Origin of the sequence: Pantoea sp. Tr-811 (assembly GCF_011752535.1) — a bacterium.
In the GTDB taxonomy this organism is placed as follows: domain Bacteria; phylum Pseudomonadota; class Gammaproteobacteria; order Pseudomonadales; family Pseudomonadaceae; genus Aquipseudomonas.
Genome location: NZ_VWXJ01000004.1, coordinates 13,014 through 35,642, shown reverse-complemented (window position 1 = coordinate 35,642; position 22,629 = coordinate 13,014). Strand labels below are relative to the sequence as shown.

18 protein-coding genes are annotated in these 22,629 nt (G+C 63.8%); 15 read left to right on the top strand and 3 right to left on the bottom strand.

Annotation, left to right across the window (positions count from 1 at the left end; all coding sequences use genetic code 11):
- Positions 1–93: 93 nt before the first annotated feature.
- Complete coding sequence (gene ltrA / locus F3J44_RS07250; RefSeq protein WP_167271438.1) at positions 94–1,803, bottom strand: group II intron reverse transcriptase/maturase; 1,710 nt, start codon at positions 1,801–1,803, stop codon at positions 94–96.
- Between the two features lie 1,270 nt (positions 1,804–3,073).
- Between ltrA and F3J44_RS07245 the strand changes: the two genes are divergently transcribed.
- From F3J44_RS07245 to F3J44_RS07235, 3 genes are read left to right on the top strand one after another with little or no spacing between them, the layout of a single operon-like run.
- Positions 3,074–4,093: an aminoglycoside phosphotransferase family protein gene (locus F3J44_RS07245; RefSeq protein ID WP_167271436.1), complete on the top strand. Its 1,020-nt coding sequence runs from the start codon at positions 3,074–3,076 to the stop codon at positions 4,091–4,093.
- The gene (gene murU / locus F3J44_RS07240; RefSeq protein ID WP_167271434.1) at positions 4,090–4,761 is read left to right on the top strand and encodes an N-acetylmuramate alpha-1-phosphate uridylyltransferase MurU; all 672 of its coding nucleotides are present in this window, start codon (positions 4,090–4,092) and stop codon (positions 4,759–4,761) included. The genes F3J44_RS07245 and murU overlap by 4 nt, the downstream gene beginning before the upstream one ends.
- Position 4,762: 1 nt before the next feature.
- Entirely contained in the window at positions 4,763–5,527 is a 765-nt protein-coding gene (locus tag F3J44_RS07235; protein ID WP_167271432.1) for a TerB family tellurite resistance protein, read from the top strand.
- A gap of 142 nt (positions 5,528–5,669) precedes the next feature.
- Here the strand turns inward: F3J44_RS07235 and F3J44_RS07230 are convergent, their stop codons facing one another.
- Positions 5,670–6,668, bottom strand: coding sequence for an alpha/beta hydrolase family protein (locus tag F3J44_RS07230; RefSeq protein WP_167271430.1), 999 nt, complete (start codon positions 6,666–6,668; stop codon positions 5,670–5,672).
- Positions 6,669–6,763: 95 nt separating this feature from the next.
- Here F3J44_RS07230 and F3J44_RS07225 point away from each other — a divergent pair, with 95 nt between their 5' ends.
- From F3J44_RS07225 to trpE, 9 genes are all read left to right on the top strand, one after another.
- Positions 6,764–9,151 (top strand): transporter substrate-binding domain-containing protein, encoded by a 2,388-nt coding sequence (locus F3J44_RS07225; RefSeq protein WP_167271428.1) that lies wholly within the window; start codon positions 6,764–6,766, stop codon positions 9,149–9,151.
- 10 nt (positions 9,152–9,161) lie between these two features.
- A complete protein-coding gene (locus F3J44_RS07220) occupies positions 9,162–9,791 on the top strand; it encodes a response regulator transcription factor (RefSeq protein WP_054885209.1) in 630 nt (209 codons plus the stop codon).
- A gap of 287 nt (positions 9,792–10,078) precedes the next feature.
- Positions 10,079–11,203, top strand: a complete 1,125-nt coding sequence (locus tag F3J44_RS07215; protein WP_167066562.1) for an ABC transporter ATP-binding protein — start codon at positions 10,079–10,081, stop codon at positions 11,201–11,203.
- 40 nt (positions 11,204–11,243) lie between these two features.
- Positions 11,244–12,275, top strand: a complete 1,032-nt coding sequence (locus F3J44_RS07210; protein ID WP_167271426.1) for an ABC transporter substrate-binding protein — start codon at positions 11,244–11,246, stop codon at positions 12,273–12,275.
- A gap of 66 nt (positions 12,276–12,341) precedes the next feature.
- Entirely contained in the window at positions 12,342–13,589 is a 1,248-nt protein-coding gene (locus F3J44_RS07205) for an ABC transporter permease (protein ID WP_167066568.1), read from the top strand.
- Positions 13,590–13,600: 11 nt separating this feature from the next.
- A complete protein-coding gene (locus F3J44_RS07200; protein WP_167066571.1) occupies positions 13,601–14,428 on the top strand; it encodes an ABC transporter permease in 828 nt (275 codons plus the stop codon).
- A 233-nt stretch (positions 14,429–14,661) separates the two neighbouring features.
- The gene (rpe, locus tag F3J44_RS07195; RefSeq protein WP_167066574.1) at positions 14,662–15,336 is read left to right on the top strand and encodes a ribulose-phosphate 3-epimerase; all 675 of its coding nucleotides are present in this window, start codon (positions 14,662–14,664) and stop codon (positions 15,334–15,336) included.
- Positions 15,333–16,151, top strand: a complete 819-nt coding sequence (locus F3J44_RS07190) for a phosphoglycolate phosphatase (protein WP_167066578.1) — start codon at positions 15,333–15,335, stop codon at positions 16,149–16,151. Before rpe ends, F3J44_RS07190 begins: the two co-directional genes overlap by 4 nt.
- Before the next feature lie 70 nt (positions 16,152–16,221).
- Positions 16,222–17,703, top strand: coding sequence for an anthranilate synthase component I (trpE, locus tag F3J44_RS07185; RefSeq protein ID WP_167066581.1), 1,482 nt, complete (start codon positions 16,222–16,224; stop codon positions 17,701–17,703).
- A 121-nt stretch (positions 17,704–17,824) separates the two neighbouring features.
- Here the strand turns inward: trpE and estP are convergent, their stop codons facing one another.
- Positions 17,825–19,726: an esterase EstP gene (gene estP, locus F3J44_RS07180; RefSeq protein WP_167271424.1), complete on the bottom strand. Its 1,902-nt coding sequence runs from the start codon at positions 19,724–19,726 to the stop codon at positions 17,825–17,827.
- Between the two features lie 375 nt (positions 19,727–20,101).
- Between estP and F3J44_RS07175 the strand changes: the two genes are divergently transcribed.
- Genes F3J44_RS07175 through trpC form a run of 3 tightly spaced genes read left to right on the top strand, consistent with a single transcriptional unit; the run spans position 20,102 to position 22,584 of the window.
- Positions 20,102–20,695 carry an aminodeoxychorismate/anthranilate synthase component II gene (locus F3J44_RS07175; RefSeq protein ID WP_167066587.1) on the top strand — a complete coding sequence of 198 codons (594 nt, stop codon included), beginning with the start codon at positions 20,102–20,104 and terminating at the stop codon, positions 20,693–20,695.
- Between the two features lie 9 nt (positions 20,696–20,704).
- Positions 20,705–21,754: an anthranilate phosphoribosyltransferase gene (trpD, locus tag F3J44_RS07170; RefSeq protein WP_167271422.1), complete on the top strand. Its 1,050-nt coding sequence runs from the start codon at positions 20,705–20,707 to the stop codon at positions 21,752–21,754.
- Positions 21,751–22,584 carry an indole-3-glycerol phosphate synthase TrpC gene (gene trpC / locus F3J44_RS07165; protein WP_167271420.1) on the top strand — a complete coding sequence of 278 codons (834 nt, stop codon included), beginning with the start codon at positions 21,751–21,753 and terminating at the stop codon, positions 22,582–22,584. Before trpD ends, trpC begins: the two co-directional genes overlap by 4 nt.
- The last annotated feature ends 45 nt before the right edge of the window (positions 22,585–22,629 follow it).

Below are 22,629 nucleotides of genomic sequence, written 5' to 3'. Positions count from 1 at the left end.
CGCCTCTCGATGGTCTGAAAGTCGGGTGGGAACTGGCCATTGCTGGCCAATCCCCCCCTAAGAACCGTACGTGCGCCTTTCAGCGCATACGGCTCAAGCCTTTACAAAGCTCCCAATGGGAGCCGGTTTGCTCACGTGCAGACCACGCGTGTGGAGCTGGTTGTGACAGTTGGGGTGCAAGAGTACCCGATTGCCTAGTTCATCGCCACCGCCCTGAGAGCGGTGAATGATGTGGTGATCGTGCCACCCGGTTTCCCTAGTGATCGGTTGCTCGCATAGCCGACATAGACCGTTTTGGCTGGCGAACAAAGTGCCGATTTGTTTCCGGTATTTGAGCTGTTTCAGCATCCGGTCGGCCCTTAGTTTCTCGCCTGCTGCCTCCATGGCTGGATCATAGGGGTTGTATTCTCCACTCACCTTTTTATGTCGCTCGATCGGTGTACTCGCAAGCGAGTACAACTCGACCTCCCGTTTGACTCCAGCTTCATCTGTTACCGTGGTGGCAAACACCCAGTTCCTCTCGCCTGAGGGCCGGAAATACTTCTTCCTTACCCATTCGAGGGATTTATTCGGGTGCCGCCGTTTCGCCCAACGCCAGAGTTTGATGAAAACTCTGTAGTCCATTCGGCTATACGCCTGCTTGGCAACCACTGGCTGGTGGTAAAGCGCCCAGCCTCTCAGTTTTGGGTTGAGCAGTCGGATCAGGTCCTCCTGTTTGCCCGTCTTGAGAGAGTCAACCGCCTCTCTGATCTTGCTATAGAACGCCTTGACGTTCTTCTTGCTCGGCTTGATCAGCAACGTTCCATCGTATTTCCGGAAATTCCATCCAAGGAAGTCGAAGCCTTCGTCGATGTGGGCGAGCCGTGTCTTCTTGAGGGACAGCCGCAGCCCGCGCGCTGCGAGGAACTGCTCCACCCAAGGTTTTACCTCGTTTTCCAGAACCTCCGGGGAAGTCCCTGTAACCACGAAGTCATCGGCGTATCGCACCACGTTCACCTTCAGCTTTTTCGCCCTTGTCACCCCCAAGTGTTCCTTGAGGTGTGTTTCCAGACCATCCAGTGCCAGATTTGCCAGCGTAGGGGAGACGATCCCTCCTTGCGGCGTACCCGCGTCCGTTGCGTGTAGTTGCCCCTTGTGAATGACTCCGGCTTTTAACCACTGTCGGAGCATTCGCATATCCATGGGCGCCTTCCTTAGTAGCCATTCATGGTTGATGTTGTCGAAGAATCCTTCGATGTCCGCGTCCAGTACCCAGCAGGCCGAGGCCCGCTTGGACAGGCACAGGAACAACTGCGCCATCGCATCTGCCGTACAACGTTCGATCCTGAAACCGTAGCTATTCGGATCGCCCTGGGTTTCTGCGATGGGAGACAGTGCCAGCATGTACAGCGCTTGCATGGCTCTGTCTGTCATGGTCGGTATACCCAAAGGGCGTTCCCGGCCATCCGACTTCGGGATATAGACACGCCGTAAGGGGCGTGCTCGATATCCCCGCTTCTTCAACTGACCAACCGCATTCCATTTTGCGTTGGGTGTATCCCAGAGTTGCTTATCGACTCCCGCCGTGCGGCTTCCCTGGTTTTCCGTGACTCGTCGCACAGCCAGGAATCTGGCTGACTTCGAGCGGGTGAGCATTCGTTGCAGGGATTTGACCCTACGCCATTTGCCTTCCCGACAAGCCTTCGCAATTCGCACCTGCATTTCCCGAACGTTCCGCTGAACTCGACGCCAATCGACGTCGTGCCACTGTTGCGGTTCGCTGGAAAGCGCAGGCTCCGGGCATTGCTGCTTGAGCGCTAACATGCTGCTTTCCTCTCATTGTTGGATCCACCCATATTGAGAGGTGCACGTACGACTTCCCCTGACGGGGATGAGTGCACCCCGCCAGAGCGGAAAAATTTGGTCCATGGACCTAGGGATTAATGAGACAGTTTCCTGTCAGTGTCATTGCGACGAAAGACCACGCAGAAGTCTGCCCGGTTTCCCGTGAGGTGATGTTTCAACCTCTATCCAGATGATTAAGGTCTGGCATTCGCTTTCTCTGCGATCCCATACCCGCACGGCTGACAGTGTTCCTTACGGTTCACCTGCCCAGACGGGCAGCTGTACGGGCTTACCACGTTCCCTGCCTGTCACACGACTGGGTTAGGCCCCGCCTTTTCACCGGAGGTTATTGATGGCGACGTATTCCCACATCCCACAGGAATATCCAACCTCATACCATTTTGGTTCATGCCTGACAGCAGCTTCGGCATGGTTATCCTTACGGTGTTTATCAGCGATTCACTTGTGTTGGCCATACCAGCCAGCCTAGCGCCTCAACCCGGTACTGCTCCGAGTCTCTCCAGACTGCCTCGCGGAAGAACTGGACCCCGAGGGGGGCTACATTGTCAGACGAGCTTCGAACACCACCGTTGCCAGTGATGCACGTCGTCTTAGGCTACCGTTGGTCGCACAACGAGTCCGCTACCATGCCTGGTGGGCAATGGTTGGACAATGACAGACAGAGCTTTCGCTCATGTCTCCGGTGGGGAAGAGCGGGGACCGCTTGCGCAGCTCGCTCACATTGGATTACTCCTGTTTTTGAGGCAGGAGAAACCCCAGCGGGGATTTCTCCCGCAAGGGTGGAGCCACAAGGGCTGAGATTAGTGCCCGGTAGATGACCGTTCGAAAAGTTTCTTGATCCTTGGCCAGTCCGCCCAGGCTGCCATCCCTAAACAGAGAACAAGCAGTGCTGTGAGGCAGATGATTCCAAACGTATCTTGACTCATTTCGTTCATGTCACCCTCCGATGGGCAGGCACTCCAGAACCGGAGGTCCGGTTCGCAGTCGCGCTTCCGAGTGCTAGGCGACTTTGGGATACCACCGCCGCTGCGGCAAGCCCTTGAAGGTACTGGGCTTCTGGGTTGGTTTTGTTTCCCGGGGTTGGGTGCCCGGGCTCTCGATTTCCTCTCGGAAATCCTTCAAGGTGACGCCACACCTCGAAGCTGGAGACACGCTACGCGTGTCGCACAAGATGCTGGATAATAAAGCATGACCCGCTTGACGGCTAGGGCCGTCGGAGACCCTTGTAATGCCTGAACACGATGTACGCCTGCAACAACTGACGGCCTGGCTCCATGAACAGCTCGACGGCCTATTCCGCGACAACGCCTGGGGCGAGGTGCCACAAGGCACGCTGACCGCCGCCAGCAGCGATGCCAGCTTCCGCCGCTACTTCCGCTGGCAGGGTGCAGGCCACAGTTTCGTGATCATGGACGCACCGCCCCCGCAGGAAAATTGCCGACCGTTCGTCGCCATCGACCACCTGCTGGCCAGCGCTGGCGTGCACGTGCCGCAGATTCACGCCCAGGACCTGGAGCGCGGCTTCTTGTTGCTCGGCGACCTGGGGCACCAGACCTACCTGGACATCATCGGCAACGACAACGCCGATGCCCTGTTCGCCGATGCCATCGACGCCTTGCTGGCCTTCCAGCGTCTGCCGATGGACGCGCCACTGCCCAGCTACGACGATGCCTTGCTGCGCCGTGAGGTCGAGCTGTTCCCCGAATGGTATGTCGGCCGCGAGCTTGGCCTGGCCTTGAGCGATGCACAGAAAGCCCGCTGGCAGCGCATCAGCCAGTTGCTGATCGACAGCGCCCTGGCCCAGCCCAAGGTGCTGGTGCACCGCGACTACATGCCGCGCAACCTGATGCAGAGCACGCCCAACCCAGGTGTGCTGGACTTCCAGGATGCGGTCTACGGCCCGGTCACCTACGACATCACCTGCCTGTTCAAGGATGCCTTCCTCAGCTGGCCGCAGCCGCGCGTCGAAGCCTGGCTGCGCAATTACTGGGAACAGGCGCAGGCGGCCGGCATCCCGGTACAGCCTGTATTCGAAGACTTCCAGCGCGCCAGCGACCTGATGGGGGTGCAGCGCCACCTCAAGGTGATCGGTATCTTCGCGCGTATCTGCCACCGCGACGGCAAACCGCGCTACCTGGCCGACGTGCCGCGTTTCTTCGCCTATATAGATGAAGTGATCAGCCGTCGCCCGGAACTGGCCGAACTGGGCGAGCTGATTGCCGAACTCAAAGCCGGAGCGCGTGCATGAAGGCAATGATCCTGGCGGCAGGCAAAGGCGAGCGCATGCGCCCGCTGACCCTGCACACGCCAAAACCCCTGGTGCCGGTGGCGGGCCAGCCGCTGATCGAATACCACCTGCGTGCCCTGGCCGCTGCCGGCTTCACCGAGGTGGTGATCAACCATGCCTGGCTTGGCCAGCAGATCGAAGACCACCTGGGCGACGGCAGCCGTTTTGGCCTGAGCATCCGCTATTCGCCCGAGGGCGAGCCGCTGGAAACCGGCGGCGGTATCTTCAAGGCCTTGCCGTTGCTCGGTGACGCGCCGTTCGCCCTGGTAAACGGTGATGTCTGGACCGATTTCGATTTCACCCGCCTGCGCGCGCCGCTGCAGGGCCTGGCGCACCTGGTACTGGTGGACAACCCCGGGCACCATGGGCGTGGTGACTTCCGCCTGCTGGGCGAGCGCGTGGTGGACGGCGATGAGGCCCCCGGCACCCTGACCTTCAGCGGCCTGTCGGTGCTGCACCCGGCATTGTTCGCGGGTTGCCAGGCCGGCGCCTTCAAGCTGGCGCCGTTGTTGCGCAAGGCCATGGCAGAGGGGCAGGTGAGTGGCGAGCATTACCCGGGGCATTGGGTGGATGTCGGCACCCTGGAGCGCCTGGCCGAGGTTGAACGCCTGATTGGCGAGCGCGCCTGAGATGTGGTGGCCAGGGACGGTAATCGGCCTGGGCGCGGGGTTCGCGGTTGCCAGCATTCCCGGTGCACTGCTGGGTGCGCTGCTGGGCCAGGCCATGGACCGGCGCATCCGCGTGCAGGGCTGGGACGACATGCGCGAGCGCCTGGGCGGGCGCCCGGCTCTGCGCGACGAAGAACTGTTGTTCGTGTTGCTTGGGCGCCTGGCCAAGAGTGATGGGCGGGTGGCCGAGCAGCATATCCAGCAGGCGCGCCAGGAGATGGTGCGCCTGGACCTGGCCGAGGCGGCCCGCCTGCGTGCCATCGCTGCATTCAACCGGGGCAAGGCCGGCAAGGACCGGCTGGCCCGCCATCTGCAGCGCATCCGCCTGCAGCCGCATGCCGCCGAAGGCACCTTGCGCGCCTGTTGGCGCATGGCCTGGGCGGATGGCAAGGCCGGGCAGCACGAGCGCGACCTGCTGTTGGACTGGGGGCAGAAGCTCGGCCTGAGCCGGCGCCAGGTGCAGGCCATGTCGCTGGAGTACGAGCCGCGCAAAGTGGCCGTTGCCAGCAATGTCATGACCTATGCAGCGGCGCTGCGGTTGCTCGGGGTGTTGGCCGATACCGAGGGCGACAAGGTCAAGCAGGCCTACCGGCGCCTGGTCAGTCGGCATCACCCCGACAAGCTGGCCGGCAGCGGCGCCAGCGAGGCCCAGGTGCGCGAGGCGACCGAGCGGACCCGCGAGCTGCACCAGGCCTATGCCATCATTCGCAAGCGGCGGGGGCTGTAGCGCCCTGGGGGCGCATCGTTATCAACGTTAACGATGCCCCTGTAGGAGCGGGCTTGACCCGCGAAGCAAGCACCGCGGTGCATGGCACCGGCTTCGCCGGTGTTCGCGGGGCAAGCCCGCTCCTACAGAGAATGGCTGCGCGCTACTGCTGGGGGCTTATCCAGCCTCTGATCCGGCGGAACAATTGTTCCTGCTCGCCCGCCGGGTTCGCTGGCATGGCAATCAGCGACAGCTGCTTGTACTGGCTGTCTTTCTGCCGCTTGCTGGCCTGCAGGCGCAGTGCGGCAGCATTACGGTCGGCGGTACGGGTGGCGTAGTAGAGGTCGGCAGCCGGCACTTTCAGGGTGGGAGTCAGGCCTTCCAGGTCGTGTTCGACCCGCGCGGGGGTCTGCGCTGCCACCATCACCAGTTTCTGCACCTGCGGCGGTTGCTTCTCGCTCAGGTAGCGCGCTGCCCAGTAGGCACCGCTGCCATGGCCAATCAGCACGATGCTGCGTGCCTGGTGCTGTTGGGCATAGGCCACCGCCGCATCGAGGCGGGCGAAGATGCGCTCGGCATCGGCCTTGTCGTTCTGCTCGTCGGCCTTCGCCGCATCGGTGCTTTCCGCGGTGTCGGCATCCGCCGCGGTGGCCTGGGCAACATTGGCATTGGCGTCGGCGGGGGTGTCCTTGGCCGGGGCGCTTTCGCCCTTGCCGGGCTCCGGCTGAGCGGCGGGTGTGGCCTCGACCCGTGCCTGCGGGGCATCGGCGAGCAGGTCGGGCAGGCTGACGCTCAGGCTGTGCCAGCCAACATCTGGGAATTTGCGCCGCAGTGGGCCGACCGTATTGGGCCAGTCGGCATTCTCGCCGGCCCCGGGCACGATGATCACCGCCCCCTTGGGGTCGCTGTCGTTGGCTGGCTTCCACAAGGCCAGGAAGTTGTCCGCACCGGCCTGCAGGGTTTGCTGCTCGGCCTTGGGCGCCAGGCGCTCAAGGGCGGCAGCGTCTTCCTGGCTGCGCTCCAGCAGCGGTGGGCGCGTGGCCTCAGCAGCGGGCGCTTCGGCGGCAGCCTTGGGGGGTTCGGCATCGGCAGCCAGGGCGCCGAGTGGAAGAAGCGAGGCCAGGCAGCACATTGCCAGCGTCGTGCGATAAAGTGTGGACATGAATCAACCCAAGGCCAGAATGATACCGGCAGCCTAATAGTATTTGCCCGTGACGGCCATGCTGCAGGGCCGCCTTTGCCAAGACGAGCGTGTAGATGAAGCGATTGCGTCGCCTGTGGGTTATCGGCTGGTTGTGGCTGCCCTTGATCGCCCTGGCAAGGCCCGAGCTGCCCCCACCGCAGCTACTGGAGCCCGCCCAGCAGCAGTGGCTCGACAGCCATCGCAACCTGCGCGTGGGCGTGGTGCTGCAGGCGCCCTACGCACAGTTCGACCGGCGCCTGCAGCAGCTCTACGGGGCCAACGTCGAGCTGGTCAACGCCCTGGCACAGGCCCTGCAACTGGACCTTACCTGGCGCAACTTCACCGACCAGACCAGCCTCGAACATGCCTTGCAGGCCGGTGAGATCGACTTCGCCCCAGGCCTTACGCAAACCCCGGCCAGCCTGCGCCTGTGGCTGTTCAGCGACCCCTACATGCGCGTGCCGCAACTGGTGGTTGGGCCGCGTACCGGGGCAATGGCCGTGGAGCTGGAAAAACTCGACGGCAACGAGCGGGTGGCGGTGCGCATGCCCAGCCCACTGGCCGACTACCTGCGCGGCAACTATGGCGCCCTCAACCTGCAAGGGGTGCCCAGCGAGCGCGAGGCCCTGCAACTGGTGGTAGGTGGCCAGGCCAGCTACGCCGTGCTCGACGAGGCCCAGCTCAGCCGCCTGTCGCGCGAAAGCGAATTCGGCGAGCTGGCGGTGGTTGGCGATATCGGCTTGCCGCAGCTGCTGCGCGTGGGCTCGCGGCGCGACTGGCCGGTACTGGCCGATGTGCTGGAGCGCGGGCTGCAGGCCATGCCGGCCAAGGCGCTGGAACAGTTGCACCAGCGCTGGTTGCAGCCCAAGTACCCGCGCTTGAGCGAATCGCCAGGCTTCTGGCAGAACCTTGCGCTGTTGTTCGGCATGCTGTTGCTGTGCGCCATGGCCACGTTGGTGTGGCAACGCCGGCAGCAGCGCCGCTTGGAGCGCAGCCTGCTGGCCACGCGGGAAAGCCTGGCCGAGCGGCAAGTGCGCGAGGAGGCGCTGCGCCTGAGCCAGTTCGCCATCGACCAAAGCACCGTGGGCATTCTCTGGGTCAACTGGGACAGCCACGTGCGCTACGCCAACCACGCCGTGGAGCGCATGCTCGGCTACGCCGAGGCGCAGTTGCTGGAGCGGCCGCTGATCGACTTCGAGCCGAGCCTGAGCATGGACCGCTGGCTGCAACTGTGGCGGGGCGCGCGTGCCGGCGATGGCGGGGCACTGCAGTTCGAAACCCACTGCCAGCGCGCCGATGGCAGCCTGCTGCCGGTGGAGCTGTCGCTGAGCTTCCTGCGCTTTCGCGATGCCGAATACCTGGTGGTGTACCTGGCCGATGTAACCGAGCGCCACCGCGCCCTGGCGGCGTTGCGTGAAAGTGAAGCACGGCTCAAGGGCATTGCCGGCAACGTACCGGGGCTGGTGTTCCGGCTGGAACCGGCGGCTGCCGAAGGTGAAGCGGAGTTTCCCTACATCAGCGAGGGCAGTGAGGCGCTGGTCGGCTACACGCCCGCGCAAATTCAGCACCCGCACATGGGCCTGCGCAACCTGGTGCACCCGGACGACCGGGCGCACTACCACCAGGTGCAAGACCTGGCCATCGCCAGCGAGCAGGACTGGTCGTGGCAGGGGCGCATCCTGACCCGCCAGGGCGAGCAGCGTTGGGCCGACATCAAGGCCAGTGCCCGGCGCCTGCCCAATGCCCGGGTGGCCTGGGACGGTATTGTCTGGGACATCACCCAGAGCAAGCGTGCCGAACTGGCCCTGGCCCGCTCCCAAGAGCAGTTGCGCGAGCTGTCGGCGCACCTGGAAAGCGTGCGCGAGGAAGAAAAGGCCCGCATCGCCCGGGAAGTGCACGATGAGCTGGGGCAGATGCTGACCGTGCTCAAGCTGGAAGTGTCGATGTGCGAACTGGCCTTCGCCGAGCTGGACCCTGGCCTGAACGAGCGCCTGGCCAGCATGAAGCGCCTGATCGCCCAGCTGTTCCAGTTGGTGCGCGATGTGGCCACGGCGCTGCGGCCACCGATTCTCGATGCAGGTATCGCCTCGGCCATCGAATGGCAGGCCCGGCGTTTCGAAGCGCGCACGCAGATCCCGTGCCTGGTGCAGGTGCCCGATAATCTGCCAGCATTGAGTGATGCCAAGGCCACCGGCCTGTTCCGCATTCTTCAGGAGGCGCTGACCAATGTCATGCGCCACGCCCAGGCGCACAGTGTCGAGATCGCCCTGGTGCGCGAGGGCGGGCAATTGCGCCTGACCGTCAGTGACGACGGTAACGGTTTCTGCCGCGAACAGGCGCGGCCCACGTCGTTCGGCCTGGTTGGGGTGCGTGAGCGGGTGTTGATGCTGGGGGGCAGCATGGCGCTGGACAGTGAACCGGGCGAGGGCACCAGCCTGAGCGTTGCCATACCGTTGGAGTAGGAGAGCGAGCGTGATACGAGTGCTGGTGGCCGAAGACCACACCATTGTCCGGGAAGGCATCAAGCAGTTGATTGGCCTGGCCAAGGACATGCAGGTGGCCGGCGAGGCGGGCAATGGCGAGCAGTTGCTGGAAACCTTGCGCCATACGCCGTGCGAGGTGGTGTTGCTGGATATCTCGATGCCGGGGGTCAATGGCCTGGAGGCGATCCCGCGGATTCGCGCGCTTCACGATGCGCCGGCGATCCTCATGCTGTCGATGCACGACGAAGCGCAGATGGCGGCCCGCGCGCTGAAGGCGGGCGCCGCGGGCTATGCGACCAAGGACAGTGACCCGGCGCTGCTGCTCACGGCAATTCGCCGGGTGGCCGGGGGCGGGCGCTACATCGACCCGGCCCTGGCTGACCGCATGGTCTTCGAAGTGGGCCTGACCGAAACCCGGCCGCTGCACACGCTGCTGTCGGAGCGCGAGTTCTCGGTGTTCGAACGGCTGGCCCAGGGCGCCAACGTCAACGACATCGCCCAGCAGCTGGCGCTGTCGAGCAAGACCATCAGTACCCACAAGGCCAGGCTGATGCAGAAGCTCAAGGTCAACTCGCTGGCGGAGCTGGTGAAGTATGCGATGGAGCACAAGCTGGTCTGATTGCGACAACTGCGGTTTTGCGTTTGGCACTGAACCTTGCAGGAGCGGGCTTGACCCGCGAAAGGGCCTGGCCTGCTGATCTCGGTGGCTGGGCCGGCCTCTTCGCGGGGCAAGCCCGCTCCTACAAGGGGCCTCATCCTGTCTTGAAAACGCCATCTTTGTAGGGCAATCCCTACAGCCGATCTTCCAACCGGATGATGGCATTCTCTCAGCCCCCCCGATTTTCCGGTGCTTGCGTCTCTTCTACTCTTTTGCCTACGCAGTCAGTCCAACAAGAAGGTGCAGGCATGAGCGAGGCGAATTCGAACGCGGCCACCGGTGAGACGCTGGTCAGCTTCCGGGGTGTGCAGAAGAGCTACGACGGCGAATCGCTGATCGTCAAAGACCTCAACCTGGACATTCGCAAGGGTGAGTTCCTGACCCTGCTCGGGCCCTCGGGCTCGGGCAAGACCACCAGCCTGATGATGCTCGCCGGCTTCGAAACCCCCACCGCCGGGGAGATCCAGCTGGCCGGCCGTTCGATCAACAACGTGCCGCCGCACAAACGCGACATCGGCATGGTGTTCCAGAACTACGCGCTGTTCCCGCACATGACCGTGGCCGAGAACCTGGCCTTCCCCCTGAGCGTGCGCAACCTCAGCAAGACCGACATCAGCGAACGGGTCAAGCGGGTGCTGGGCATGGTCCAGCTCGATGCCTTCGCCAAGCGTTACCCTGGCCAGCTGTCCGGTGGCCAGCAGCAGCGCGTGGCCCTGGCCCGGGCGCTGGTGTTCGAGCCACAGCTGGTGCTGATGGACGAACCCCTCGGCGCCCTGGACAAGCAACTGCGTGAACACATGCAGATGGAGATCAAGCATATCCACCAGCGCTTGGGCGTCACCGTGGTCTACGTGACCCACGACCAGGGCGAAGCGCTGACCATGTCCGACCGGGTGGCGGTGTTCCACCAGGGCGAAATCCAGCAGATCGCCGACCCGCGCACCCTCTATGAAGAGCCGCGCAACACCTTCGTCGCCAACTTCATCGGCGAGAACAACCGCATCAACGGCACCTTGCTGGCCAGCGACGGCAAGCGCTGCCAGGTACAGCTGGCACGGGGCGAGCGGGTGGAGGCGCTGGCGGTGAACGTTGGCCAGGCCGGTGAACCGGTGACCCTGTCGATTCGCCCGGAGCGCGTGCGCCTGAATGGCCACAGCGAAAACTGCGTGAATCGCTTCTCCGGCCGCGTGGCCGAGTTCATCTACCTGGGCGACCACGTGCGGGTGCGCCTGGAAGTCTGCGGCAAGGCTGACTTCTTCGTGAAGCAGCCGATCGCCGAACTCGACCCGGCCCTGGCCGTGGGCGATGTGGTACCGCTGGGCTGGGAGGTGGAGCACGCCCGCGCGCTCGATCCGATTACCGAAGCCCACTGATCGATTGCTTCACCAACCCTGTACTGTGGAGAGAATAATAATGCGCAAGCAGTTGAAACTGACCGCCCTGGCCCTTGGCCTGTGCGTCGCAGGCCATGCCATGGCGGCTGACCTGACCGTGGTTTCCTTCGGCGGTGCCAACAAGGCAGCCCAGGTGAAGGCGTTCTACGAGCCGTGGGAGAAGGCTGGCAAGGGCAAGATCGTCACGGGCGAATACAACGGGGAAATGGCCAAGGTCAAAGCCATGGTCGACACCAACAGTGTGTCGTGGAACCTGGTGGAGGTCGAGTCGCCGGAACTGGCCCGGGGCTGTGACGAGGGCATGTTCGAAGAACTTGACCCGGCCCTGTTCGGCAACGAGTCGGACTACGTGAAAGGCGCCATCCAGCCCTGTGGCGTGGGCTTCTTCGTCTGGTCGACGGTGCTGGCCTACAACGCCGACAAGCTCAAGACCGCGCCAACCAGCTGGGCGGATTTCTGGGACACCAAGAAATTCCCGGGCAAGCGCGGCCTGCGCAAGGGCGCCAAGTACACCCTCGAATTCGCCTTGATGGCTGATGGCGTGGCGCCGAAGGACGTGTACCAGGTACTGGGCACCAAGGAGGGCCAGGACCGTGCCTTCAAGAAGCTCGACGAGCTCAAGCCGAACATCCAGTGGTGGGAAGCCGGCGCACAGCCGCCGCAATACCTGGCCTCGGGTGACGTGGTCATGAGTTCGGCCTACAACGGCCGCATTGCGGCGGTGCAGAAGGAAAGCAACCTCAAGGTGGTGTGGAACGGCGGTATCTACGACTTCGACGCCTGGGCGATTCCGAAGGGTGCCAAGAATGCCGATGAGGCCAAGAAGTTCATCGCCTACAGCGTGCAGCCCGAGCAGCAGAAAACCTATTCGGAAAACATCGCCTACGGCCCGGCCAACTCCAAGGCCGTGCCGCTGCTGGCCGATGCGGTGAAGAAAGACATGCCGACCACGCCTGAGAACATTGCCAACCAGGTGCAGATCGACGTGGCCTTCTGGGCTGACAACAGCGAGCAGCTGGAGCAGCGTTTCAACGCCTGGGCGGCCAAGTAAGGCGCCTGCAGGAGCGCTGGCCGTGTGGCTGGCGCTCCCCGTTTCCCCTGTCTTGCGGAGTTCGCCATGGCCATTGCAGTGCCCCTCAACGAAGGCGCCGGTCCAAGTCTCAAACAGCGCCTCAAGCACGCCGAGCGGGTCAACCGCTGGAAGGCGCAGGCGTTGATCGCGCCGCTGGCGCTGTTTCTCCTGCTGGTGTTCCTGGTGCCGATCGCGGCGCTGTTGTACAAAAGCGTCGGTAACCCGGAAGTGGTCGGCGGCCTGCCACGCACGGTCGAGGTGATCGGCCAGTGGGACGGCAAGAGCCTGCCCGGCGAGGAGGCCTACAAGGCGCTGAGCCAGGACTTGGCCGAGTCGCGCAAGAACCAGACCCTGGGCGACCTTTCCAAGCGCCTGAACATGGAGCTGGCCGGCTACCGCAGCCTGTTGGCCAAGACCGCGCGGGCATTGCCGTTCAAGGCCGAGCCGGCCTCCTACAAAGATGCCCTGCAGGCCCTGGACGAACGTTGGGGCGACCCGGCCTACTGGCAGGCGATTCGCCGCAACACCAGTTCGGTTACCTCGTTCTACCTGCTGGCCTCGCTGGACCACCGTATCGATGACCTCGGCGAGCTGGCCAAGGCCACCCCCGACCAGGCCATCTACCTGGATATTTTCGCCCGCACCCTGTGGATGGGGGTGGTAATCACCGTCATCTGCCTGGTGCTGGCCTACCCCTTGGCCTACCTGCTGGCCAACCTGCCGACCCGGCAGAGCAACCTGCTGATGATTCTGGTGCTGCTACCGTTCTGGACCTCGATTCTGGTGCGCGTGGCCGCGTGGATCGTACTGCTGCAGTCCGGTGGCCTGATCAACAGCGCGCTGATGGCCATGGGCATCATCGACCAGCCGCTGGAGTTGGTGTTCAACCGCACCGGCGTGTACATCTCCATGGTGCACATCCTGCTGCCGTTCATGATTCTGCCGCTGTACAGCGTGATGAAGGGCATCTCGCCCAGCTACATGCGCGCGGCGATCTCACTGGGCTGCCACCCGTTCGCCAGCTTCTGGCGGGTGTACTTCCCGCAGACCTACGCAGGCGTAGGCGCCGGCTGCCTGCTGGTGTTCATTTTGGCAATTGGCTACTACATCACCCCGGCGCTGCTCGGCAGCCCGAACGACCAGATGGTCAGCTACTTCGTTGCCTTCTATACCAACACCAGCATCAACTGGGGCATGGCCACCGCGCTGGGTGGGCTGTTGCTGCTGGCGACCGTGCTGCTGTACCTGATCTATAGCTGGCTGGTCGGCGCCAGCCGCCTGCGCCTGAGCTGAGGAGCCTTGAGATGCTGAGCCCCTACATGTCGCCCGTCGAGCGGGTGTGGTTCTACACCCTGCGCATCCTCTGCGGGCTGATCCTGCTGTTCCTGGTGTTGCCGGTGCTGGTGATCGTGCCGCTGTCGTTCAACAGCGGCAGCTTCCTGGTGTACCCGCTGCAGGGTTTTTCGCTGCAGTGGTACCACGACTTCTTCGCTTCCGCCGAATGGATGCGGGCCTTGAAGAACAGCATCATCGTCGCCCCGGCGGCCACGGTGCTGGCGATGGTCTTCGGCACCCTGGCCTCGATTGGCCTGACCCGTGGCGATTTCCCCGGCAAGTCGTTGGTGATGGCGCTGGTGATCTCGCCGATGGTGGTGCCGGTGGTGATCATCGGTGTCGCCAGCTACCTGTTCTTCGCGCCGCTGGGCATGGGCAACAGCTTTGTGTCGTTGATCCTGGTGCATGCGGTGCTGGGCGTACCGTTCGTCATCATCACGGTGTCGGCAACCCTGCAGGGCTTCAACCACAACCTGGTGCGCGCTGCCGCCAGCCTCGGTGCCTCGCCGCTGCTGGCCTTCCGCCGGGTAACCTTGCCGCTGATTGCCCCTGGGGTGATTTCCGGGGCGTTGTTCGCCTTTGCCACCTCGTTCGATGAAGTGGTGGTGACGCTGTTCCTCGCCGGCCCCGAGCAGGCGACCCTGCCGCGGCAGATGTTCAGTGGCATTCGCGAGAACCTGAGCCCGACCATTGCGGCAGCGGCGACCTTGCTGATCGCGTTCTCGGTGGTGTTGTTGCTGACACTTGAGTGGTTGCGCGGGCGCAGCGAGAAGTTGCGGACCCAGCAGCCGGCCTGATGGTGGTGGTGGACCTGGTAGGAGCGAGCGCAGCTCGCGATGGGCTGCAAAGCAGCCCCGGCATTATCATCTGCGAAGCTGAAACCCAGGGGCCGCTGCGCGCCCCATCGCGAGCTACGCTCGCTCCTACCAGGGTTAGTGCAGCCTGTGGGGGCGGGTTTACCCGTGAAGAGGCCGGCACGGGTTAAAACGGTTACAATGCGCGCCACCGTGATTCTGCCAACAGGTGCGCCATGCAGCCCTACGCTATTGCCCCCTCCATTCTTTCCGCCGATTTCGCCCGCCTGGGCGAGGACGTCGACAAGGTTCTGGCCGCAGGTGCCGACATCGTTCACTTCGATGTGATGGACAACCACTACGTGCCCAACCTGACCATCGGCCCGATGGTCTGCAGCGCCCTGCGCAAGTACGGCGTTACCGCGCCCATCGACGTGCACCTGATGGTCAGCCCGGTCGACCGCATCATCGGCGACTTCATTGAGGCCGGCGCTACCTACATCACCTTCCACCCGGAAGCCTCGCAGCACATCGACCGTTCGCTGCAGCTGATCAAGGACGGCGGTTGCAAGGCCGGCCTGGTGTTCAACCCGGCCACCAGCCTGGATGCACTGAAGTACGTGATGGACAAGGTCGACATGGTGCTGCTGATGAGCGTCAACCCAGGTTTCGGCGGCCAGAAGTTCATCCCCGGCACCCTCGACAAGCTGCGCGAGGCCCGTGCGCTGATCGATGCCAGTGGCCGTGACATCCGCCTGGAAATCGACGGTGGCGTCAACGTCAACAACATCCGCGAAATCGCTGCCGCTGGCGCCGACACCTTCGTTGCCGGCTCGGCGATCTTCAACGCCCCGGACTACAAGGCCGTGATCGACAAGATGCGCGCCGAACTGGCCCAGGCCCGCCCATGAGCGGCTTCGAGCAGCTGTTCCCGGGAGCGCTGCCCAGGCTGGTGATGTTCGATCTGGACGGTACCCTGATCGACTCGGTACCGGACCTGGCCGCCGCCGTGGACCGCATGCTGCTCGAACTGGGGCGCCCGCCGGCAGGCCTTGAGGCGGTGCGCCACTGGGTCGGCAACGGTGCCCAGGTGCTGGTGCGCCGGGCCCTGGCCGGGGGCATCGATCACGCAGCCGTCGACGATGCCCTGGCCGACCAAGCCCTGGCTCTGTTCATGGAGGCCTATGCGCAAAGCCATGAGCTGACCGTGGTCTACCCCGGTGTGCAAGACACCCTGCGCTGGCTGCGCAAGCAGGGCGTGGAGATGGCGCTGATCACCAACAAGCCCGAGCGCTTCGTTGGCCCGCTGCTGGACCAGATGAAGCTCGGCAGCTATTTCCGCTGGATCATCGGCGGCGATACCTTGCCGCAGAAAAAGCCCGACCCAGCGGCCCTGCTGTTCGTCATGCAGATGGCCGGGGTTAGCCCGCAGCAGTCGCTGTTCGTCGGCGATTCGCGCAGCGATGTGCAGGCGGCCAAGGCAGCAGGTGTACAAAGCGTGGGGCTGACCTATGGCTACAACCATGGCCGGCCGATCACCGACGAAGCCCCGAGCCTGGTGATCGACGATTTGCGTGCACTGCTGCCCGGTTGCACAGACCCGGCCACTGGGATAACGTTGGCGGACCTTCAAGCCTCCCAAGACAGAGAGTCCACCGTGGCGGTCACTGGCAAATTCTGGATGAAAGTCATCAAGGCCCTGGCCCGTTGGCGCTGGCGCGCCTGACTTCTGCCCGCCGGCGCCTGCCGGCCCGTCCGCTTGCCCGACCCTATTGCTGCTTGCCACGAGGCTACCCATGATCCGCGAAGAATTCCTGCGCCTGGCCGCTGCCGGCTACAACCGCATCCCCCTGGCCTGCGAAACCCTGGCCGACTTCGACACGCCGCTGTCGATCTACCTGAAACTGGCAGACCAGCCCAACTCCTACCTGCTCGAATCGGTGCAGGGCGGCGAGAAGTGGGGCCGTTACTCGATGATCGGCCTGCCGTCGCGCACCGTGATGCGCGTGCACGGCTACCACGTCAGCATCCTTGAAGACGGCGTTGAGGTGGAAAGCCACGACGTCGAAGACCCGCTGGCGTTCGTCGAGGCGTTCAAGGACCGCTACAAGGTTGCCGACATTCCCGGCCTGCCACGTTTCAATGGCGGCCTGGTCGGCTACTTCGGCTATGACTGCGTGCGTTATGTGGAAAAGCGCCTGGGTGCCAGCCCGAACCCGGACCCGCTGGGCGTGCCGGACATCCTGCTGATGGTGTCTGACGCGGTGGTGGTGTTCGACAACTTGGCGGGCAAGATGCACGCCATCGTGTTGGTCGACCCGGCCGCCGAGCAGGCCTTCGAACAGGGCCAGGCACGCCTGCAGGGGCTGCTTGAAACCCTGCGCCAGCCGATCACCCCGCGCCGTGGCCTGGACCTGAGCGGGCCCATGGCTGCCGAGCCGGAATTCCGTTCCAGCTACACCCGTGACGACTATGAGAACGCGGTGGGCCGTATCAAGGAATACATCCTGGCCGGTGACTGCATGCAGGTGGTGCCGTCCCAGCGCATGTCGATCGACTTCCAGGCAGCGCCCATCGACCTGTACCGTGCGCTGCGTTGCTTCAACCCGACGCCGTACATGTACTTCTTCAACTTTGGCGACTTCCATGTGGTCGGCAGCTCGCCCGAGGTATTGGTGCGGGTGGAAGACAACCTGGTTACCGTGCGCCCGATCGCCGGCACTCGCCCGCGTGGCGCGACCGAGGAAGCCGACCGGGCGCTGGAAGATGACCTGCTGTCGGACGACAAGGAAATCGCCGAGCACCTGATGCTGATCGACCTGGGGCGCAACGACGTGGGCCGGGTGTCGTCGACCGGCAGCGTGCGCCTGACCGAGAAGATGGTGATCGAGCGTTATTCCAACGTGATGCACATTGTCTCGAACGTCACCGGCCAGCTGCGCGAGGGCCTGACGGCGATGGATGCGTTGCGGGCGATTCTGCCGGCGGGCACCTTGTCGGGTGCGCCGAAAATTCGTGCCATGGAAATCATCGACGAGCTGGAGCCGGTCAAGCGCGGTGTGTATGGCGGTGCGGTGGGTTACTTTGCCTGGAACGGCAACATGGACACTGCGATTGCCATTCGAACGGCGGTGATCAAGGACGGTGAGCTGCATGTGCAGGCCGGTGGCGGTATCGTGGCTGACTCGGTGCCGGCGCTGGAGTGGGAAGAAACCATCAACAAGCGCCGGGCGATGTTCCGTGCGGTGGCGTTGGCTGAGCAGACCACCGTCAAGTAGCGTGCTGAAATGGCGCCGCTTGCGCGGCGCATCGCGAGCTGCGCTCGCTCCTACACGGATTGCGATACAGCCCGTAGGAGCGAGCGAAGCTCGCGATCAAGCAGCACAGGTATTCCAGGATTTAAAAGTCGAAGCTGACCCCCAGGCTCACCCCTTGCTGGGTCAACTCATCGCTCTTGCGCCAGTTGTAGTTCCCCCGCACATGCACCCCTGCCACCACTTCATGGCTCACCCCCAGGCTGGCCCGGGTCAGGTCACTGTGCGGCGTATACCCCGTCAACGTGAAGTCATTACCCGGCAATGTGGTCAGGTGCATGGTCACATCCTGCTGGTCATCCTCGAACTCATGTTCCTGCGCCACCTCGGCGAACAGCCGGGTACTCGGCAGTACCTGCACGCTGCCTAGCACGCCTACCCCCAAGCGCCGCGACGTGCGTTCCTGGTCATCGAAGCCCAGTGCCGTCGAGCGGCCACTCTTCTCGTCATACCCATCGACCTTCACCCGTGCGTAGTCGGCGCTGATGAACGGCGCCAGTTGCCAGGGGCTGCTGTCGGCGGCCAGGTTGTAACCCAGCCGGCCGCTCATTGCCCAGGTCTCGCCATCGGTGTCGCCCTTTTCGCTGCGCTCGTTCACGCCCAGGGCGAAGGTGCGCTTGAGGTCGTGGTAGTCCAGGTGCCCGGCGGTGAGCGCGGCATCGGCCCACCAGCGGCCCTGGCGGTACTGGGCGAAGGCGCTGGCCAGGTAGCTGTCGAGCTTGTAGTCCGAGTTCTGCTCGCCGGCTTCGAGCTTCTGCCGGTACACCCCACCTGCCAGGCCCAGGCGCCAGGCATCATTGAGCCGGTAGCTGGCGCCCACGGTCAGGTTGTAGCCACGGCCATCGGCGCTGGCGGCGCTGCGCTGGTCGTCGAAGTCCAGGTCCTGGGCGCCGCTGCTGACGAACGCCTGCCACTGGCCGGCTGCTTGCCACGGCGCCTGCCACTGGTTGCGCAGCTCGTCTTGGTGGGCGCGCAGGCTGGCATGGGCCATTTCCGGCAGCAGGGTCAGCTCCCAGGGCGCGGCAAGAATCGAGTAGGCGTAGTCGGCAATCAGTTGCTGCCCGGCGATGGTGGGGTGCACCGCGTCGTTGAACAGCAGCTTGGTCGGGTCGGGCGAGGTGCCGTTGATGCCGTACACCGGGTTGCCAACGCAGTTGCTGGCGCTGTAGCAGGTGCCCACCAGGTTCTGCCCGCTGGCCAGGCCGAACTGGGTGGGGTCGGCCAGCGCCTCGCTGAGCAGCACGGGAATGTTGAGTGGGATGATCTCGGCATCGACCAGGCGCAGCTGGCTGAGCAGCGACTGGTTGAACACGCTGGACAACTGCGACAGCGGGGTTTGCTGGGCGGTGCCGCTGAAGTTCGGGGTTTGCCCCAGGTCTGGCAGCAACCACACCATGATGTAGCGCGCGCCGCCCTGTTGCAGCGCCTGGGCACTGGCGGCCAGACGGGCGCCTGCTGCTGCGGCGTCGGCGGGGCTGTTGACCAGGCCCTGGAGGAAGTCGTTGCCGCCGCCGGTCAGGTAGTACAGGGCATTCGGGTCGGCTTGCAGGCCGTTGGCCAGGTAACCCGGTTTTTCACGCAGCACCAGGCCGGCCCCGGTGTTGCCAGGCGGAATCACGGTTTCCGAGGTAGCGGTAATCGAGTCGAGGATTTGCTGCGTGGTGTAGCCGCCAACCGCCCAGTTGTTGCCATCGGCAAGGCCCAGCGTCTGGTAGGTCGGTGACGTCGACGGGCCCAGTTCGCCTGGGCTGATGCCAAGCCGGCCACCGAGAATCATCGGCGACACCGGCGCATAGTTGCCATTGGCGTCGCGGTTGGTGAAGCGCATGCCCAGGGTGCCGCCGGTCAGGTCAGGGAATTGCCCGGCATCGCTCAGGCTGTCGCCGAACACGACCAGCGTGGAGTAGGGCGAGGGGGCGGCGAAGGCCTGGCTGCAGGCCAGGGCCAGCGAGGCGAGGGCAAAGCGCAGTACGGGTATTTTTCGCATCAATGAACATCCTTTTCTTTGTTTTTATGAGGACTACCCGATCGACCATAGCAAATCGCCGGGCATCGCTTCCAAGTCCATTCGTTTCCCCGTGTTTACGGGCATGTTGCGCCCGCCGCCCCGGTAGGCTACTGTGCCGGAACGTATGAGCGAGACCTATCCTGTGTTGATCGTCAGCAAACTCTTGATGCGCGTTATCAAGGCCCACGCCCGTTGGCGTTGGCGCGCCTGACTTTATCTCCTGCCGGCCCGTCCGGCCCGCCCCTGTTTGCCTTCCTGTCCGATTAGCGACTGCCCTGCGTGGCCAAACCGTGCCTGTGGCCGGTGTAGGAAGGTTCGATTTTTGAAGTCAGTAGATTCAAGAGGTTTAGCCCGATGTTACTGATGATCGACAATTACGACTCATTCACTTACAACGTTGTTCAGTACCTGGGTGAGCTGGGTGCCGAGGTGAAGGTCATTCGCAACGACGAAATGACCATCGCCCAGATCGAAGCCCTCAACCCCGAGCGCATCGTCGTTTCCCCAGGCCCCTGCACCCCGAGCGAAGCGGGCGTGTCCATCGAAGCCATCCTGCATTTCGCCGGCAAGCTGCCGATTCTGGGCGTGTGCCTGGGCCACCAGTCCATCGGCCAGGCCTTCGGTGGTGACGTGGTGCGTGCGCGCCAGGTGATGCACGGCAAGACCAGCCCGGTGCTGCACCGCGACCTGGGCGTGTTCGCCGGGCTCAACAACCCGCTGACCGTGACCCGCTACCATTCCCTGGTGGTGAAGCGCGAAACCCTGCCGGACTGCCTGGAAGTCACTGCCTGGACGGCGCATGCCGATGGCTCGGTCGACGAGATCATGGGCCTGCGCCACAAGACCCTGAACATCGAGGGGGTGCAGTTCCACCCCGAGTCGATTCTGACCGAGCAGGGCCACGAGCTGTTCGCCAACTTCCTCAAGCAAACCGGCGGCCGCCGTTAAGGAACGATCATGGATATCAAGAGCGCGTTGAGCCGGATCGTCGGCCACCTGGACCTTTCCACCGATGAAATGCGCGATGTCATGCGCCAGATCATGACCGGCCAGTGCAGCGAGGCGCAGATTGGCGCCTTCCTGATGGGCATGCGCATGAAAAGCGAGAGCATCGACGAGATCGTCGGTGCGGTGTCGGTGATGCGCGAGCTGGCCGACAAGGTCGAACTGAAAAGCCTGGATTGCGTGGTCGATATCGTCGGCACTGGCGGCGACGGCGCCAACATCTTCAATGTGTCCACGGCCTCTGCATTCGTGCTCGCGGCGGCGGGCTGCACCGTGGCCAAGCACGGTAACCGCGCCGTTTCCGGCAAGAGCGGCAGTGCCGACCTGCTGGAAGCTGCCGGCATCTACCTGAGCCTGACCCCGATCCAGGTCGCCCGCTGCATCGACAGCCTGGGCATTGGCTTCATGTTCGCCCAGAGCCACCACAGCGCCATGAAGCATGCCGCTGGCCCGCGCCGCGACCTGGGCCTGCGCACCTTGTTCAACATGCTGGGCCCGCTTACGAATCCGGCAGGCGTGAAGCACCAGGTGGTGGGTGTGTTCAACCAGGCGCTGTGCCGCCCGCTGGCCGAGGTGCTGCAGCGCCTGGGCAGCAAGCACGTGCTGGTGGTGCACTCCAAGGACGGCCTGGACGAATTCAGCCTGGCGGCGCCAACCTTCGTAGCCGAGCTCAAGAATGACCAGATCAGCGAATACTGGGTCGAGCCCGAAGACCTCGGCATGAAGAGCCAGAGCCTGCACGGCCTGGCGGTCGAGAACCCGCAGGCGTCGCTGGAGCTGATTCGCGATGCCCTGGGCCGTCGCAAGACCGAGAACGGCCAGAAGGCCGCTGAAATGATCGTGCTCAATGCCGGCGCCGCGCTGTATGCCGCCGACCATGCGATGAGCCTCAAGGCGGGTGTGGAACTGGCCCACGACGTACTGCACACCGGCCTTGCCTGGGAGAAGCTGCAGGAGCTGGGTGCCTTTACTGCCGTATTCAAGGTGGAGAACGAAGCATGAGTGTGCCGACGGTGCTGGAAAGGATCATCGCCCGCAAGTTCCAGGAAGTGGCTGAGCGCAGCGCGCGGGTCAGCCTTGCCGAGCTGGAGCGCCTGGCCAAGGCGGCCGATGCCCCGCGTGGCTTTGCCAATGCCCTGATCGCACAGGCCAAGCGCAAGCAGCCGGCGGTGATTGCCGAAATCAAGAAGGCCTCGCCGAGCAAGGGCGTGATCCGTGAGCACTTCGCGCCGGCGGAAATCGCCGTCAGTTACGAAAAGGGTGGGGCGACCTGCCTGTCGGTGCTGACCGACGTGGACTACTTCCAGGGCGCCGACGAGTACCTGCAGCAGGCCCGTGCGGCAGTTTCGCTGCCGGTGATCCGCAAGGACTTCATGGTCGACCCGTACCAGATCGTCGAGGCCCGGGCCCTGGGTGCCGACTGCGTGCTGTTGATCGTTTCGGCGCTGGACGATGTGAAGATGGCCGAGCTGGCTTCGGTTGCCAAGGATGTCGGCCTCGACGTGCTGGTGGAGGTGCATGACGGCGATGAGCTGGAGCGTGCCTTGAAGACCCTCGACACGCCGCTGGTCGGGGTCAACAACCGTAACCTGCACACCTTCGACGTCAGCCTGGACACCACCCTCGACCTGCTGCCGCGAATTCCGCGCGACCGCCTGGCGATTACCGAGAGCGGTATTCTCAACCGCGCCGACGTCGAGCTGATGGAGATCAACGAGGTGTACTCGTTCCTGGTGGGGGAGGCATTCATGCGTGCCGAGCAGCCAGGGCTTGAGCTGCAGCGGTTGTTCTTCCCGGAGCAGGTGAAGAAGACTGTTCAGCCTCTGGACTGATGAGTAATGAAGCCGGCGTAGATGCCGGCTTTTTTGTGTGCCTGT

Bases quoted from the DNA above. Each gene is read 5' to 3' on its own strand.
- ltrA (WP_167271438.1), bottom strand. From the start codon at position 1,803: ATGTTAGCGCTCAAGCAGCAATGCCCGGAGCCTGCGCTTTCCAGCGAA.
- F3J44_RS07245 (WP_167271436.1), top strand. From the start codon at position 3,074: ATGCCTGAACACGATGTACGCCTGCAACAACTGACGGCCTGGCTCCAT.
- murU (WP_167271434.1), top strand. From the start codon at position 4,090: ATGAAGGCAATGATCCTGGCGGCAGGCAAAGGCGAGCGCATGCGCCCG.
- F3J44_RS07235 (WP_167271432.1), top strand. From the start codon at position 4,763: ATGTGGTGGCCAGGGACGGTAATCGGCCTGGGCGCGGGGTTCGCGGTT.
- F3J44_RS07230 (WP_167271430.1), bottom strand. From the start codon at position 6,668: ATGTCCACACTTTATCGCACGACGCTGGCAATGTGCTGCCTGGCCTCG.
- F3J44_RS07225 (WP_167271428.1), top strand. From the start codon at position 6,764: ATGAAGCGATTGCGTCGCCTGTGGGTTATCGGCTGGTTGTGGCTGCCC.
- F3J44_RS07215 (WP_167066562.1), top strand. From the start codon at position 10,079: ATGAGCGAGGCGAATTCGAACGCGGCCACCGGTGAGACGCTGGTCAGC.
- F3J44_RS07210 (WP_167271426.1), top strand. From the start codon at position 11,244: ATGCGCAAGCAGTTGAAACTGACCGCCCTGGCCCTTGGCCTGTGCGTC.
- F3J44_RS07205 (WP_167066568.1), top strand. From the start codon at position 12,342: ATGGCCATTGCAGTGCCCCTCAACGAAGGCGCCGGTCCAAGTCTCAAA.
- F3J44_RS07200 (WP_167066571.1), top strand. From the start codon at position 13,601: ATGCTGAGCCCCTACATGTCGCCCGTCGAGCGGGTGTGGTTCTACACC.
- rpe (WP_167066574.1), top strand. From the start codon at position 14,662: ATGCAGCCCTACGCTATTGCCCCCTCCATTCTTTCCGCCGATTTCGCC.
- F3J44_RS07190 (WP_167066578.1), top strand. From the start codon at position 15,333: ATGAGCGGCTTCGAGCAGCTGTTCCCGGGAGCGCTGCCCAGGCTGGTG.
- trpE (WP_167066581.1), top strand. From the start codon at position 16,222: ATGATCCGCGAAGAATTCCTGCGCCTGGCCGCTGCCGGCTACAACCGC.
- estP (WP_167271424.1), bottom strand. From the start codon at position 19,726: ATGCGAAAAATACCCGTACTGCGCTTTGCCCTCGCCTCGCTGGCCCTG.
- F3J44_RS07175 (WP_167066587.1), top strand. From the start codon at position 20,102: ATGTTACTGATGATCGACAATTACGACTCATTCACTTACAACGTTGTT.
- trpD (WP_167271422.1), top strand. From the start codon at position 20,705: ATGGATATCAAGAGCGCGTTGAGCCGGATCGTCGGCCACCTGGACCTT.
- trpC (WP_167271420.1), top strand. From the start codon at position 21,751: ATGAGTGTGCCGACGGTGCTGGAAAGGATCATCGCCCGCAAGTTCCAG.